14 protein-coding genes are annotated in these 13,884 nt (G+C 61.9%); 4 read left to right on the forward strand and 10 right to left on the reverse strand.

Translation table 11 applies throughout. From position 1 onward, the window contains the following. The first annotated feature begins 36 nt into the window (after positions 1-36). Positions 37-1,350: a YncE family protein gene (locus tag MUG98_RS16680; protein WP_265108558.1), complete on the forward strand. Its 1,314-nt coding sequence runs from the start codon at positions 37-39 to the stop codon at positions 1,348-1,350. A gap of 162 nt (positions 1,351-1,512) precedes the next feature. Then, positions 1,513-1,923 carry a CoA-binding protein gene (locus MUG98_RS16685; protein WP_265108559.1) on the forward strand — a complete coding sequence of 137 codons (411 nt, stop codon included), beginning with the start codon at positions 1,513-1,515 and terminating at the stop codon, positions 1,921-1,923. 242 nt (positions 1,924-2,165) lie between these two features. Here the strand turns inward: MUG98_RS16685 and MUG98_RS16690 are convergent, their stop codons facing one another. The 5 genes from MUG98_RS16690 to MUG98_RS16715 form a co-directional block, all read right to left on the reverse strand. Continuing rightward, positions 2,166-3,389, reverse strand: a complete 1,224-nt coding sequence (locus tag MUG98_RS16690) for an LVIVD repeat-containing protein (RefSeq protein WP_265108560.1) — start codon at positions 3,387-3,389, stop codon at positions 2,166-2,168. Next, a complete protein-coding gene (locus MUG98_RS16695) occupies positions 3,382-3,639 on the reverse strand; it encodes a hypothetical protein (RefSeq protein WP_265108561.1) in 258 nt (85 codons plus the stop codon). The genes MUG98_RS16690 and MUG98_RS16695 overlap by 8 nt, the downstream gene beginning before the upstream one ends. Positions 3,640-4,202: 563 nt before the next feature. After that, on the reverse strand, positions 4,203-4,526 hold the full coding sequence (locus MUG98_RS16700) for a hypothetical protein (RefSeq protein ID WP_265108562.1): 324 nt from the start codon (positions 4,524-4,526) through the stop codon (positions 4,203-4,205). Between the two features lie 677 nt (positions 4,527-5,203). Beyond that, entirely contained in the window at positions 5,204-6,016 is an 813-nt protein-coding gene (locus MUG98_RS16710) for a hypothetical protein (protein ID WP_265108563.1), read from the reverse strand. 123 nt (positions 6,017-6,139) lie between these two features. Beyond that, the gene (locus MUG98_RS16715) at positions 6,140-6,328 is read right to left on the reverse strand and encodes a 30S ribosomal protein S17e (RefSeq protein WP_265108564.1); all 189 of its coding nucleotides are present in this window, start codon (positions 6,326-6,328) and stop codon (positions 6,140-6,142) included. 392 nt (positions 6,329-6,720) lie between these two features. Between MUG98_RS16715 and MUG98_RS16720 the strand changes: the two genes are divergently transcribed. Then, positions 6,721-6,978, forward strand: a complete 258-nt coding sequence (locus MUG98_RS16720) for a DUF7979 domain-containing protein (RefSeq protein ID WP_265108565.1) — start codon at positions 6,721-6,723, stop codon at positions 6,976-6,978. Positions 6,979-7,260: 282 nt separating this feature from the next. Here MUG98_RS16720 and MUG98_RS16725 read toward each other — a convergent pair whose 3' ends face one another. The 4 genes from MUG98_RS16725 to MUG98_RS16740 all read right to left on the reverse strand — a co-directional run bounded on the left by MUG98_RS16725 (position 7,261) and on the right by MUG98_RS16740 (position 11,855). After that, the gene (locus MUG98_RS16725) at positions 7,261-7,443 is read right to left on the reverse strand and encodes a 30S ribosomal protein S17e (RefSeq protein ID WP_265108566.1); all 183 of its coding nucleotides are present in this window, start codon (positions 7,441-7,443) and stop codon (positions 7,261-7,263) included. Between the two features lie 207 nt (positions 7,444-7,650). Next, positions 7,651-9,444 carry an archaea-specific SMC-related protein gene (locus tag MUG98_RS16730; RefSeq protein WP_265108567.1) on the reverse strand — a complete coding sequence of 598 codons (1,794 nt, stop codon included), beginning with the start codon at positions 9,442-9,444 and terminating at the stop codon, positions 7,651-7,653. Further along, a complete protein-coding gene (rdfA, locus tag MUG98_RS16735) occupies positions 9,441-10,091 on the reverse strand; it encodes a rod-determining factor RdfA (protein WP_265108568.1) in 651 nt (216 codons plus the stop codon). Before rdfA ends, MUG98_RS16730 begins: the two co-directional genes overlap by 4 nt. A gap of 441 nt (positions 10,092-10,532) precedes the next feature. Continuing rightward, positions 10,533-11,855 carry an amidohydrolase family protein gene (locus MUG98_RS16740; protein WP_265108569.1) on the reverse strand — a complete coding sequence of 441 codons (1,323 nt, stop codon included), beginning with the start codon at positions 11,853-11,855 and terminating at the stop codon, positions 10,533-10,535. A gap of 158 nt (positions 11,856-12,013) precedes the next feature. Here MUG98_RS16740 and MUG98_RS16745 point away from each other — a divergent pair, with 158 nt between their 5' ends. Beyond that, positions 12,014-13,369: a dihydroorotase gene (locus tag MUG98_RS16745; RefSeq protein WP_265108570.1), complete on the forward strand. Its 1,356-nt coding sequence runs from the start codon at positions 12,014-12,016 to the stop codon at positions 13,367-13,369. Between the two features lie 31 nt (positions 13,370-13,400). Here MUG98_RS16745 and MUG98_RS16750 read toward each other — a convergent pair whose 3' ends face one another. Continuing rightward, positions 13,401-13,688, reverse strand: a complete 288-nt coding sequence (locus MUG98_RS16750) for an inositol monophosphatase family protein (RefSeq protein ID WP_320443085.1) — start codon at positions 13,686-13,688, stop codon at positions 13,401-13,403. Between the last annotated feature and the right edge of the window lie 196 nt (positions 13,689-13,884).

Below are 13,884 nucleotides of genomic sequence, written 5' to 3' on the forward strand. Positions count from 1 at the left end.
TTTCAGTATTTACTGGCTTCCGACCGAAACTCACGTATGGTCCACCACGAGGACGAGGACATCGGCAGCGAGTCAGGACGGGGTCGATCGAATCCGACGGCGAGGGACCCGTTCCGGAACGGAATCGATCGCCGACGAGTCCTGCAATCGTCGGCCGTCATCGGCGCGACCGCGACGCTGTCGGGCTGTCTGTCCGACACGAACGGACAGCGTGCGCCGACGGTGTACGTGTTCAACAACGGCGATCGAACGCTGAGTATCATCGACGCCACGAGTGACGAACTGATCGAGACCGTCTTCATCGATACGACCGCGTCGTTCCCGGCCAACCAGTACGGAACCGGCGTCGATTCGGCGTCCGACACGCTCTGGCTCAACGTCTCCGGCGGCGTCAGAGCCCTCGATCAGCACACGCTAGACGAGATCGCGGCGATCGAAACCGGATTCGAACCGAACTATCCCAACCTGACGCCGGACGAGAACCATCTACTCGTCGCTGCCGGCGGGACGACGACCATCGACCCCGACCCGGACGATCCCGAGGATCACGTCCTCGTTCGTATCGATGCCGATCGTGAGAGCGACACGTTCGGCGAGGTCACGGGCGAAATCGAGGTCGGGTACACAGGGCCGTGTGATATGACGCTCACTCCGAGCGGCGAGTACGGATTCGTGGCGGACATCGCGAACGAGACGCTGACCGTGGTTCGCGTCGATCCGTTCGAAATCGCCGCTCGGATAGACGTCGGCGATCCGGCAGGAGAGGGACGCGTCCTCCCGTTCATGTGTACGGCGTCGTTCGACGGCGATCGTCTCCTGGTCGAGAACGGCGAGGGCGAACTCGGACCCGATCCGGATATTCCGCGTCGGGGATCCGAGAGCATCTGGGACGTCTCCGATCCCGAGGAGCCAGTCGAACTCGAACGCATCACTCGCGACGACGGGGTATCGGCGCCTCCGATCACGAGCGAAATCGACCCCGATAGCGAGGCAGCCTACCTCTTTACCCCCGACATCGACGCCGTGACGGTGATCGACCTCGACGAACGGGCCGTCGACCGTGAACTCGACGTCGGCGGGAGTGCGATATCCGGGGCTTGGGGTCCTGCTCGGGAGAAACTGTACGTCCCGGTCCAGACGGCGAACCACGTTGCAGTGATCGATCACGAGCAGCGGGACGTTCTCACGACCATCGATGCCGGAGAGTCGCCGACGGGTGCCGTGGGCGGAATGGTTCGGCCCGAGACGACCACCAGCCAGCGACTGCGGAGTTCCCTGTCAACGCTCGGTCTCTCGATCGGTGACCGGGAACCGTCGTTCTGTCCCGACGGCAACTGCTATTGCGGGTGACAGTGGTACCGTCCCGCTGTGGTCCGATCTGCTCACCTGAATCGTGAGCGTCGCGTTCCGGTCTGCAACTGACGATCCCTCGGTCGGGCCCGGTGCTGGAGTGGACGTGGGTTGCGGTCGCGACGACAGTGCCGTTTTGCCGTTTCGGTCCGTACACGACGTATGCCCGTAGAGACGGATGCCGAACTGCGAGAGATACTCGAACGGGAAACGATCGCCGTCGTCGGCTGTTCGTCGACACCCGGCAAGGACGCCCACGAGATACCGAAGTACCTCCAGGCGCAGGGGTACGAGGTCATCCCCGTCAATCCCTACGCGGACGAGGTCCTGGGGCGGCCGGCCTTCGACTCGCTTTCCGACGTCGACGAAAGGATCGATATCGTGGACGTATTCCGGCCGAGTGACGAAGTTCGCGGGATCGTCGACGAGGTACTCGAACGTGACGACGTCGACGTCATCTGGCTCCAGCTCGGCATTCACGACGACGATGCGGTTGCGCGAGCAGAGGACGCTGGGGTGCGAGTCGTCCAGGATCGATGTATGAAACCCGAACACCGGCGGCTGCTCCGATAGAACCGGCCCGTCCGGGAGCATCGAGGGTCGACCGTCCCTGTAGAACCTTCGATTCGCATCGCCGTCTGGGATCGTCGGTACAGCATCGACACTGTTTCCGATCGTCGTCGCCGTCTCGAACTCGGAACTGGTGAACTCGTGTCGAGTTATCCGGCGTACACTGTCCCCAGTATCGAGATACCCGTACGTTACTACAGCAGGACCGTCTGGGAATCCCGATGCCGGATCGCTATTGCGATCCCCTACTCGATGCCGGGCGAGTCGGGGCGACCGGTGGTATCGAAGCCGGGCGAGCCCCGCTTTCCGCGGTCCTCGTGGAGGAACACGAGGCCGCCGCCGATGTTGCTCCCGACGGTGAAGCCTCGAGCGGCCTCGGCGCCCCAGAACGACGTATCGTCGGTGTGATAGCTCGCTACCGTTTCGGGGTTCGCGGGATCGGTTACGTCGTGGACCGTCACGCCGCCGTCGTACCACGAGGCGTGGAGGCGGTTCGCCGTGACGTCGAAGTTGTGCGACGTGCGGAACGCATCGACGTTCGGCGGGTCGATCCGGACGAGTTCCCGTGGCTCGTCGTAGTCCGAGACGTCGAAAATCGTGATGCCGCCGTAGTCGTCGTTGTCGGGGTTCTCGACGAAGCCACCGGGGAACGTCTCGGCGCCGACGTAGACGAGGTCACCGTCCGGCGACGGCTGGACGTAGTGGGCGTTTCCGGGTGCCGTGAGGTACTCCTCAAGGTCGAACCCTGGCGAGTCCGCGTTCGGCGCCTCCCCGAACTGCGACACCAGTTGCGGGTCAGTCGGATCGCTCACGTCGGCGACGACGACGCCGGCGTCCCAGAACGCCTGATACAGCAGGTCGTCCTGGACGTAGACGTCGTGACACGGATTGACGCCGCCCGCGGCGAACTCGGGGAAGTCGTCCTTGAGTCGGTACTCGCCGACGACTTCGGGGTTCCACGGGTCGCGCACGTCGACGATGGTGGTCCGCGCTTCGCTGAACGCGGCGTCGCCGGACTCGTTGACGGTGAGGTAGGCGTAGCCGTCCGCGAGGAAGTTGTTGTGGATGTGGTGGCCGACGTCCACGAACCCGATTTCCGTGGGGTCGGTCGGATCGCTCACGTCCACGAGCGTGATGCCGGGACCGCCGTTGCTCGCGAGACTCGCGAGGTCGCCCTCGACCTTGGCGTCGAGGATACCTCCCGCGGGGTCGGCGGCGGTCATCGATCCGACGACTTCGGGTCGAGTCGGGTTTCGCCAGTCCACGACCGCGAGGCCGTTTCCGGTCGCGACGTACGCGCGAGTACCCTGGGTGGAGACTTCGAGGGACCCGCCGACTGCCACCTCGCTGAAGAGGCGAAGCGTGTCGCCGCCGTCGTCGGGGCCGCTGGCACTTCCGACGCCGGCGATGCCGGCGAGGGCGAGCGCACTGGTCGCCTTCAGGACGTCGCGTCTCTGGGGACTACGCATGGGTACGTCCCCCTTCGAAGGCGCGACCCTGTATCGACGAGGAAGCTACCACCTTCCCCGTGAGCGCGTCCTGGCCGTCGTCGCGGACGTCTCTCTCGGTGTATCCTCCGGGCGGGTCCGAGAGAAGGGCGTGACCGAGTGTCCTGATCCGTCCTTTCGATGGCTGCTCGCGCGCAGTTGCCGTCCCTATGCTCTCGATCGCGGCCGTACTGCCCAGCACCGTGAGTTGCGTTCGACGTGTAGGTTTCATTGGACCGTCCACATTGGTGTTTGTATACACGTCCCATAACCTCTCTTGAGATTCTCAGAAAATGATGAGTGCATCCGTCCGTCGCTCGATACAGACCGCTCGCTGTCGAAGTCTCTTCGGTCGATTCGGCGACTTCGAGACCTCGATCGCGAAGTCCCGGTCACAGCGTCCGGCCGAAAATCCACCCGATCTCGCTTAGAGAGTGAACGATCCACTCTTCGGGTCGATCGGTTCGCTACGGGCGCAGCAAGTGAACCGCTCCACCTCTGTCTCCGATTCGTAGAGTCGGTGCGTGCGATTGGAGCCTCGTTCCAACAGAAGGGTCTGACGGGGCGATCAGGGCATCGTCACCGTCCATCTCGTTCGCAATCGTGACGTCGCGTACGCACCAGTGAGTACGATTCGAACGAAAATCGATCGCTCGGCGGATCGTAACAGACACGCGAACGCGAGGCAGCGGTCAATGGAGGTAATTCCAGCAGTATGTGTCGCTCTGGAGCCACGTTTCGACGGTGTCTGTCTCGCCGCGTCTAAATGGTTTCTAATCCGTGAGGTTCGACTTTTTATCGCTTAGAATAACTATCCGTTGGTGCTCCGATTTCCGTGTTTTCCGTCTCGAAATCGGAGCCCGACCGGTGAAGTGCGGCTTCAAGCCGCGGTACTGGATCGACGAGAAACACGCTCTTCGTGACGCTCTGGTTTTCGATGAGTTTACCGTAGAACATCGAAGAAAATAGTGTAGTTCGGTTTGAATAGAGCGGTACGAGGAGAAATTCGTTCAATGATGGATCGACAGCAGCGTTCAGTCGGTCGCGCTGACCGTCGTGGTGGATCACCACTTCGTCGATCGGAACCTGAACCGGTTGGATCCCAGTTGCTGACTGCATGTCGACTTTCCGTACCCGGTAATAGATCCTCGAGCGGACTCGTTAGGCACCGCAATTCCCATAATACAGAACAATATCAATAACTGATAATTCGAAGAGACCGAGCCGGATACTCGAATCAGCCACAACACGAATGGGACGTCGAACACGACCGACTGTACAGGGACAAAGGTCGCTTCGAGGAACGCGTCTCCGATCGTGAGGCCGGATATCGCCGATCGCCGATTCGTACACACGATCGTCTTCGACCGACTCGGACTCGCCGGCGAGACCCCTGGGACGACCCCGACGAGCACTGGACCGACGCCGACGAATCGCAGGACGACGATTACGCCACCAGGGAACTTCCGTCGGCCCAGGAGCCGGTGTTCCTCTATTCGTCGGGAACCGCTGGCAAACCGAAGGACACCGTCCACGTCCACTCGGGCGCGCTGATGCAGGCGGTCAAGGAGAATGAGCGGGCCGTAGATGCCGATCCGGGACCCACGCCTTCGGCGGGACGGTCTCCATGTACGAGGGCGCCCCCGACTATGTGCGAGGATGCACCTGACGCCTCTCAGCCGGACCGCTTCTCGCAGATGATCGATCTTCCTTCGGAGAATCCTCCCCTGTAGGATGGGAGGACGTCAAGTCGCGGCCGAACCGATCGCGAGTCGGCGTGAAGTGTGAACGACGCACTACGGATCAGTGTTCGACGCCTCTTCTTCCTCTACATACAGGCTTCGACGAAGGAGAAGCGGCATCAGTGAGTCTTTCCCCATGATTTCAGTTTCCGGGTCGTCCGCGTCGTTCCGGTACCGCCGAACCCGGTAGGAATCGAGTTCGTTCCGGTTTTCGGTCACGCACTCGAGTACTTCGAGGACGTCACCAGTTACGTCGTCACGATAGGTTCGACCGATTTCGATCCCGATGACGGGGACGTCGGACGGCCAGTCCCAGTTGAAGGTGCGGACGTACTGGCCGAACTGCCAGACGAGATGATCTAGATCGGCGTCGTCGGAAACCTCGATGGCCAGTTGTTCGAGCTTTCGATCCCAGTAATCGATCACGCAAGCTTTGAGATCGTCCTGTAACGTCTCCTCGACCAGCCGTTTTTCGATCGGATAGCCGATTTCGATGCCGACGATCGCGTGATGGTCGAGGTGCGTGAGACAGCGCTGGCATTCCATTTCGTAGACGGGAATCCGGATCGGGTTTTCGACGGAGAGATGCGCCATCTCCTTGCCACAGTTGGGACACCAGAGGAACACGACGCCGTTATCGACGGCGGTCAGTTCGTCGAACACGGTCAAATCGTCGAAGGCCTTCTCCTCGGGCGTTGATTCGGACTCGATCGATTCGTCACTCGGTGCGGTGGCGTGTGCGAACTGCGCTAACTCGTGGTCTTTCAGCAGCGACTTGATGACCGAGTCGTGTGACGAGTGAGACTCCGCGTCCTGAATCTCTTCTAACTGCTCTTTGGTCCAGTCCCGTATTCTGATCGTGGCCATACCATATACGCTCCGTATAAACACAGATAATGGTTTCTTCCGGTTACGTACTCGTAGTCGATCGCAGTGTCGATCGTTCGAAGAGGCCCGTGACCGGATAGCGCGAACCACCAGGGTATCGGTTCACTGGACGTTACCAGTGCGCTTTCGTGTGACGTACCCGGCGATCCGATTTCGGACCCGTTTGGATTCGACGTCAGTTAGTTTCTCGACCTGATCCTTGTTCTCCTCGAAGTCGGTCGAGAACCCGTCGGGATACCGTTCGAGAAGGGTATCACCGACACTGATGATGTTCTCCGAATCGGCTGTCATCTTCGTGTGTGCGTGTGCCTGCCAAACACAATAACGTTTGCCAAACAGTCAGCGGCGGTGAACGTCGGACGGTCGGTTTCCAGCCGTCGTTATTCAAGATCCCCCAGTAGACGTGTGTATATTCGGTTATATCCTCGGCCAGTGCGAGGCGCATCGGCCTGTAAAACCACTTTCGTCGATCGGCGTCACGAACGCCTCGTCTCGATCAGTTTCGGGGCCGACGGATCACCTTCCGGGTCGACCACTCGCGAAATATCGGTCGTATACGCGCACTATACTCGTAGTGTACGCGCGGATCGGCTATCGTTCCAGGACGCTACTCGATCACGCGGAACTTCCGCGGGAAGTTACCGATGCCGGTATATTGATTACCGGTGAGAGAGTGTAGATAAATGGTAGCGTTTAGCATGCGATCGCGAGTTACAGTATCCCGAATCGAATCGATTCCACCCTCGCTGGAGGTCCGCCACATCGACGAACTCTCCGATACAGCCAAAGACTGCTTCTACAGGGTCGTGTGTGAGGACGGCCAGATAGCCGTCGAGTCGGACGTCGAAGCGGAACTGGCCCAGTACGACGTGGTCAAATTCACCGAGTACTATCGCGTATCGATCGTCAATCCGCATGCGAACTGTCACGTCACCGCGTGAGAATTAAGTTCTGACTCGCGATTCGACCGGCACGGTGCTCCGAATACCGCACTCGAACGCCACCGCCAGGGGATTTGCTCTAGATGTGCGAGGATCTCGGCGAACTCTCCGATCGCGGCGCTGGCCACCATACGCTCTTGTTACCTATTGTCATACGACGTCGTGGTGGTACCAACACTACGCTCCGTTTCTCGATCGAACGTCGGCCTGATAGGTGTCCGAGAGCGCGATACAGCCCCCTTCTCGGGAGTCGTAGAGCCAACTCGAGACGGACTCGGGGCGTCAACTGGACCGTTTTTCCCGGGTAATGTATCCGGCGATACGGTTTCGGAGTCGATTCGAACTCACGTAGGTCATCGTCCGGACGACATCCCTGTTCGCGCTGAACTCCGTCGAAAACGCGTCCGGATACTGCTTGAGAAGGCGGTTTCCGATGGATATTACGTCGTTCGGATCGGACGTCATTTACACCGGACGTACTGCAGAGATGAGAATAAAATCTTCGTTTACGGCGTCTCTCGTGGGGTGTCGAAAACGCAGCCAGGTATGGCGGTGTATCGTCGCGACCGGTAGTGTGGCACTTCGGGAATCGGTTTGTCCTCCGACGAACCGCTCGCGTCGGCAGTTCGATCGTCGAAACGTCGTACGCGAGAAACGGCGCCACCGGATCGGCTACTGGTCGACGTCGATCGCTTCACGACTCGCCACCGACCACGTCGTCGGGTCGATAGTCCGACCCTCGGAGGTCGTGTGTTCCGGATAGGTGGTAAACACCAGATACTCCGTTCGGTCGTCCAGGTACTCGACGAGCGTTTGCAGGTTTTCGTCCGCCAGACTCCCGACGCCGTCGACGAGCATGATCGGCACGGCCTCGTCGACGTCGAACGACTCGTACCCCGCGAGCGCGGCGATGAACCCGATCAGTTCGAGTTCGCCTTCGCTGAGCGCCTCGAGGCTCGCTTCGCGTCCGTCTCGAGCGACCACGAGATCGAAATCACCGGTCAGGTGAGCCGACTCGAATCCGGTCTCGAACCGTTCGCTAATGTCCTGAATCGATTCGCTGAACTCGTCGCGCGCCTGCTGTTTGATCTCTCGTTTGCGGTTGCGGAGATCCTCCATCTCCCGTTGAACCTCCTCTCGTTTGCCTTCCAGCAGCTCGATCTGGTCCGCACGAGATTCGAGTTCGTCGAGTTCGGTACGCGCGTCTTTCAATTCCGCTTCCCGATACTTGATCTCGCTCTCTACGTCCGTAATCTCTCCGACGGTCTCGTCGACCGTCTCGCCGAGCGCCTCGACGCGTTCGTCCGCGCGTTCGAAGCGATCACGGGCCTCCTCGAGGCTCTGTTTTCGATCGGCGAGTTTCTCTTCGAGATCTTCGATCTCCGTCTCGAGTTCCCGTTTCCGTCGCCGAGCCTGCGCGCGTTCTTCCCGTCGCGCCTCGAGTTCCTCGACCCGATCACGATGGGTTTCGAGTTGGGCTCGCTTCTCGGTGATCTTCTCCCCGAGCGCGTCGAGTCGATTCTCGAGATCCGTTCTGGACACCTCCGAATCGCAGGTCCAGCAGACGACCGAGTCGCCGGTAAGTTCCCGGTCGACGGTGGTAATGAGATCGAGATGGTCCTCCTCGAGAACCATCTCGTTGGCCGAGTAGACGTTCTGTAACACCTCCAGGGCCCGATTCACCTGCTGACGTTTCTCGCATGCGGCTTCGAGTTCGGACTCGACGGCGGCGTCCTCGTCGACCTCGACGTCCTCGAGTTCCGAACGGCGGTCCTCGAGGCGGCTTTCGACGCGCGCGATAGTCTGTGTCAGGCGTTCGAGTTGGCTCTTCGCCTGACTGCGATCCGCTTGCGCTTGACTCAGTTCACCTTGCACGGAGTCGGCCTGATCCTCGGTGCCGGGGGGCGGCGACAGATCTTCGCGTCGATCGCGGAGGTCTTCGACTTCGCTTTCGAGTTGCGTAACGCGCTCCTGGAGCGCAGGGAGACGTTTGCGCGCCTCCTTTGCCTGTGCCAGTTCGGAATCGATCTGTTCGCGCTCGTTTTTGAGGTCTGCGATCTGTACGTCGATGTTCTGGAAGTCGAGCGGCCGTAGTAACGCGTCTTCGAGGTTCTCCCCCTCACGAACGGCCCGACGGATCTCGTTTTGCTCGCCGAGACAGGCGAACAACGAGGTGCGAGCGATGTCGTATTCGGACTCGAGATAGGGGGACCCCTCGACGGACACGACGCCGTTCGCACGACTGAGTTCGACGGCAATCTCCTCCTCGGGCGTCTCCAGGTGCACGCTCCCGCGGTCTCGCCCTTCGGTGAGCGTTGCCGCCGTTCCGAGGCCGGTTTTGATCGCTTCGATGAAACTCGACTTCCCCTGCCAGTTCGATCCCTTGACCGCGTTCAAGCCCGGTTCGAGTCGTGCACTCCCCTCGTAAATACCGGCGATGTTCTCGATATCGATTTCCCAGGTCATGAGTGTGTACGCGTGCTTGCAGTCGTATCGCTGTGCTGGTCACAGACGTATCCGCGTTCGAGCGCCACCGCGAGTGGCACCCGCGTGGGGCACTCGTCGCATCGCAGGTGAATCTGCACTTCGACGGTGGACATCGTCGTTCCGTCGAGTTCTCCTTTATTTGCGAGCGAAGTGAGCGCTTCGTCGACGTTCTCGATGAGGACATCTCGTGCGACGTCGATGCTGTTTTGCTCCCAGTCCGTGCGAGCACTCGACTGCTCTTTGGACCCGTCGAGACACTCGTTCAGGTGAGTTCGCATCGTCCCCCAGGAGACCATATCGTCGAGCAACTGCTCGCCGTCGATCCCCGCCGCCGAGAGGCGCTCGATCGTTTCTTCGCGGACCAGTTCGTCGCCGGCAGTCAGCGCCTCGTAGTCGGCGTCGATCTGTGCGTCGAGTGCCCCCCGTCCGTGCTCGTCGTAGACGCGCTTGAGGAGTCGCTTGTTGAACCACTCGGTCAGCGTCCGATACCCGCTCTCGGAGTGCCCGCTGGCCCCCGTCCACCGCGCGAGAAGTCCATCGTCGAGCGATTCGTGGCGAGGATCGGCCGTCTCGAGGCCGTACTGATCGATCGTTGCGTCGACCTTGCAACCTGGATCAGGGGACATCTACCGGAAGTACCTTCCGCGGTTTAATAAGCCTGACTATGCGTGTACGGTTCGTTGGCGGGCGGTAACCGCGCTTTCCGGGGCTCACGGCGGCGTTCGTGGCCCCGGTGACCGATCGACGGCGCTCCCGTGACGAATCGCTCGATCGAGTCCCGTTACCGTCCGAATTCACACCCTAAGGGTGTATACTAGATCGGCCGTTTCTAACTGGAATGCCACTCCTTCGACGCATTGAATATACACCCTAAGGCCGTATACTCGTGGTGCGGAGGTGGATCGGGAACGGTGACGGGTCGCTGAATCCCGGCGTCGGTCCGAGCGGCCCTCCTCGATCCCCACCTCTCGAGTCCGTCGAGAGCTGTATACGCGCCGTTCACGCGCGATAGGCGATCCCGTCCTCCGTCCGGAGAGTGGATTCGAGCGCAAACGGAGAGGGGGCGTTCAGGTATGCGATTCACCGCCGATTTGCATTCGTTCCCACAGTTCGGCACTCGCGGCACCGACCGCGTCCATCTCTTCGGCATCGACGGCGTGCACACCGTCGCCGCGCTCGTAGACGGTGTCGCCGTCGACGATCGTCCGGGTGACGTCGGCCCGACTCGCCGCACTGACGACGTAGTAGGGCGCGCTCTCTCGCAGGACGGGGTTCGGTCCGAGGTCGAGGGTGACGAAGTCGCCGCGCTTCCCTTCCTCGATGCTGCCGATCCGATCTTCCATTCCCATCACGGTCGCGCTCCCGATCGTCGCCCACTCGAGCGCGGTCGCCATGTCGAACCCGCTCGGGTCGTTCTGCTTCAGTTTGTGGATCCCGACGGCGGTCCGCATCGTTTCGAACATGTCCGGGTCCCAGCCGTCGTCCCCGATCCCGATCGTGAGCCCCTCCGCTTGCATCTTCTCGACGTTCGCGATCCCGACCGCGTTGTTCGTATTCGAGTACGGGTTGTGCGCCACGGCGACCTCGTTCTCGCCGAGGACCTCGATCTCCTCGTCGGTCGCGTGGACGCAGTGTGCGGCGATGACGTCGGCGTCGAAGAACCCCATCGAGTCGAGCGCGTGCACCGGGCGCTCGCCGTACTCCTCGATCGATCTGTGGACGTCGACCAGCCCCTCTTCGAGGTGGATCTGTATCGGCCGATCGTCGTCGGTCGCCCGGTCGACGCACTCGCGGACGATCTCCTCCGGGTTCGTAAACAGCGTGTGGAGGCAGTAGTGGCCGGTCACACGATCGTATTCGGCCTCTTTCTCGTCGATGAACCGTCGGTTCTCGTCGAGTCCCGCCACGGCTTCGTCCCGGGAGTTCCGGGCGGTGGTCTCGAACGCGATCAGGCCGCGGATCGGCGTCCGGGCGACCCCCTCTGCGACGGCGTCCAGTCCGCCCGGGAGGGTGTTCGGCCCGGAGTAGTTGTCACAGAAGGCGGTGACCCCGCCCTCGAGCATCTCCTTGCACGATCCGAGCGCCGAGAGGCGCGCGTCCGCCACCGTGAACGCCTCGTCCACTTCCCACCAGATGTCGACCAGCGCTTCGTAGAAACTCCGTGGCGACGCCGACAGCGGAGCACCCCGGATCGGCAGCGCGTACATGTGCGTGTGGCAGTTGACCAGTCCGGGAATGACGACTTCGGAACGCGCGTCGACGACGTCGTCACCGGAGACGTATCCGTCCGCAATCTCGACGATTTCCCCGTTCTCGACGACGACGTGTACCTCTTCTCTGACCTCGCGCTCGTCGTTCATCGTGACGAGCGTACCAGCATTGAGTATCACAACGTGGGACTCTCTATCGACCCTCAAAAAACTACCTCCGGCCCGCCCCACGCTCCGATCGGGAGTCGGGTACCACGGCGCGGTGGCGCGTCAGGGACCGGAGCGACGCAGGAGAGGTACCTGAACTGTTATGAGACTCCCGCATGAGTATACGAACCATGACGGACTGTCTCGTGGAGAACGCGCACATCGTGACGAACGCGGGGCTCCAGCGCGGCTCGATCGCGATCGAGGACGGATCGATCGCGGCGATCGGCCCGGACCTCTCGGTGACCGACACCGACGCCGAGACGGTCGTCCGGGCCGCCGGAACGGTCGCGCTTCCTGGCGCGATCGACGTTCACACGCACATGCACGATCCGGACCTGTTTCCGGACGACATCGATATCGGGACGCAGACCGAGAGCGCCGTTGCGGGTGGGGTGACGACCGTCGTCGAACTACCGACGCAAACCTCCGTCACCACGCCCTCGGAACTCCGGGAGAAACGGACCCGTTGCGAGGAACGGGCCCACGTCGACTTCGGACTCGTCGCCGGGAACGTCCAGGATGGCGAGGTCGACGTCGAGGGGGTCCTCGAAACCGGTGTGCCGGAATTCAAGACGTTCACGGCGGATCCGTACCGCGCGGACGACGAGGCGATCCTCGATCTGATGACGGAGGTGGGTGCCGCCGGCGGGACGGTCCGGGTTCACTGCGAGTCGCAGGCGATACTGGACCGAGCGCGGGAACGGCTCGACGGTACCGATCCGGAACTCTATCCCCGATCGCGCCCGCTCGAGGCCGAACTCGAGGCGATCGGCCGCGCGGGGTGGCTCGCGGAGTACGCGGACTGCCCCCTTCACGTCGTCCACATCTCGAGCGGGAGCGGCGCTGCGATCGCCGATCGCTTCCAGTCTCGTGCGAACGTTCCGGTGACACTCGAAACGTGTCCGCAGTACCTCGCGTTCTCCGTCGACGACGTCGCGGACCGCGGGCCGTTCCTGAAGGTCAATCCGAGCCTGAAATCCGCGGCGGAGGTCGAGCGGCTCTGGCAGGCGGTACGGGACGGCACCATCGACCTCGTCGCGACGGATCACTTCCCGACGCACCGCGAGGACCGCGAACGAGGGTGGGAGGACATCTGGGAGCCCTACGCCGGGTTACCGGGTGTCGAGACGATGGTCGAGTTTCTCGTCAGCGAAGGCGTTCACGAGGGGCGGATTTCGTGGCCGCGGCTCCTCGAACTCGTCTGTGCACAACCCGCGCGCGAGGCCGGCATCTTCCCGCGGAAGGGATCACTCGCGGTGGGGACGGACGCCGACCTCGTCCTTCTCCGCAACGAGGCGTACGAGGTGTCGGCAGACGAGTTGGCGTACAACGGTGGGTGGACCCCCTTCGAGGGGCGGACCTGGAAGTGGCGGGTCGATACGGTCATCACCGACGGATCGATCGCTGCGTGCGATCACGACGTGTTCACGGAACCGGGTGACGGATCGTTCCTTCCACGGGGTCCCCGCGCACCGACGGAGTAACGGAACGGACGGGCGAACCCGAACGACGCGGTCAGTCGGCCGCGCTCGTGGTCGTGGCCTGGAGCGTCTCCGCGTTCTGGAGGTGTGCGAGCAGCGTGTCGTGGAGCGGTCCGTTCGACCCGACCAGTTCGGTCCTTCTCTCGAGAGCGGCCTTCGGATCGTAGGGGTCGCCGGCGGCGTTCGTTACGGTCGCGCCGGCCGCCCGGCCGATGACGAGGCCGGCGTTGACGTCCCACGGGTAGGTGTCGTACTCCCAGACGGCGTCGACGAGAATCTCCGCCCCCGTTCCGGGGACGCTATCGATCCCACCTCCGTACACGCTGCGTATACCTCCTCGAACGACCAAGGGTGTCCCGGCTGTCGGACACCGGCTGGTAATCGAAGTCCACCGACGACGGTGGAGAGCCATCTGGTTCGGATCGATTCGCCATGCGTATCGATCTCTTCCCGTTTTTGCAACTGTAGGTCCTGCAGTCCGGTCTGCCGGCCACAGATTTCGGTGGTACACGGCCACA

Source organism: Halosolutus halophilus (assembly GCF_022869805.1).
Classification (GTDB): Archaea; Halobacteriota; Halobacteria; order Halobacteriales; family Natrialbaceae; genus Halosolutus; species Halosolutus halophilus.

Excerpts from the sequence above, each read along its gene's own strand:
- MUG98_RS16680 (WP_265108558.1), top strand. The coding sequence starts at position 37 with ATGGTCCACCACGAGGACGAGGACATCGGCAGCGAGTCAGGACGGGGT.
- MUG98_RS16685 (WP_265108559.1), top strand. The coding sequence starts at position 1,513 with ATGCCCGTAGAGACGGATGCCGAACTGCGAGAGATACTCGAACGGGAA.
- MUG98_RS16690 (WP_265108560.1), bottom strand. The coding sequence starts at position 3,389 with ATGCGTAGTCCCCAGAGACGCGACGTCCTGAAGGCGACCAGTGCGCTC.
- MUG98_RS16695 (WP_265108561.1), bottom strand. The coding sequence starts at position 3,639 with ATGAAACCTACACGTCGAACGCAACTCACGGTGCTGGGCAGTACGGCC.
- MUG98_RS16700 (WP_265108562.1), bottom strand. The coding sequence starts at position 4,526 with ATGCAGTCAGCAACTGGGATCCAACCGGTTCAGGTTCCGATCGACGAA.
- MUG98_RS16710 (WP_265108563.1), bottom strand. The coding sequence starts at position 6,016 with ATGGCCACGATCAGAATACGGGACTGGACCAAAGAGCAGTTAGAAGAG.
- MUG98_RS16715 (WP_265108564.1), bottom strand. The coding sequence starts at position 6,328 with ATGACAGCCGATTCGGAGAACATCATCAGTGTCGGTGATACCCTTCTC.
- MUG98_RS16720 (WP_265108565.1), top strand. The coding sequence starts at position 6,721 with ATGGTAGCGTTTAGCATGCGATCGCGAGTTACAGTATCCCGAATCGAA.
- MUG98_RS16725 (WP_265108566.1), bottom strand. The coding sequence starts at position 7,443 with ATGACGTCCGATCCGAACGACGTAATATCCATCGGAAACCGCCTTCTC.
- MUG98_RS16730 (WP_265108567.1), bottom strand. The coding sequence starts at position 9,444 with ATGACCTGGGAAATCGATATCGAGAACATCGCCGGTATTTACGAGGGG.
- rdfA (WP_265108568.1), bottom strand. The coding sequence starts at position 10,091 with ATGTCCCCTGATCCAGGTTGCAAGGTCGACGCAACGATCGATCAGTAC.
- MUG98_RS16745 (WP_265108570.1), top strand. The coding sequence starts at position 12,014 with ATGACGGACTGTCTCGTGGAGAACGCGCACATCGTGACGAACGCGGGG.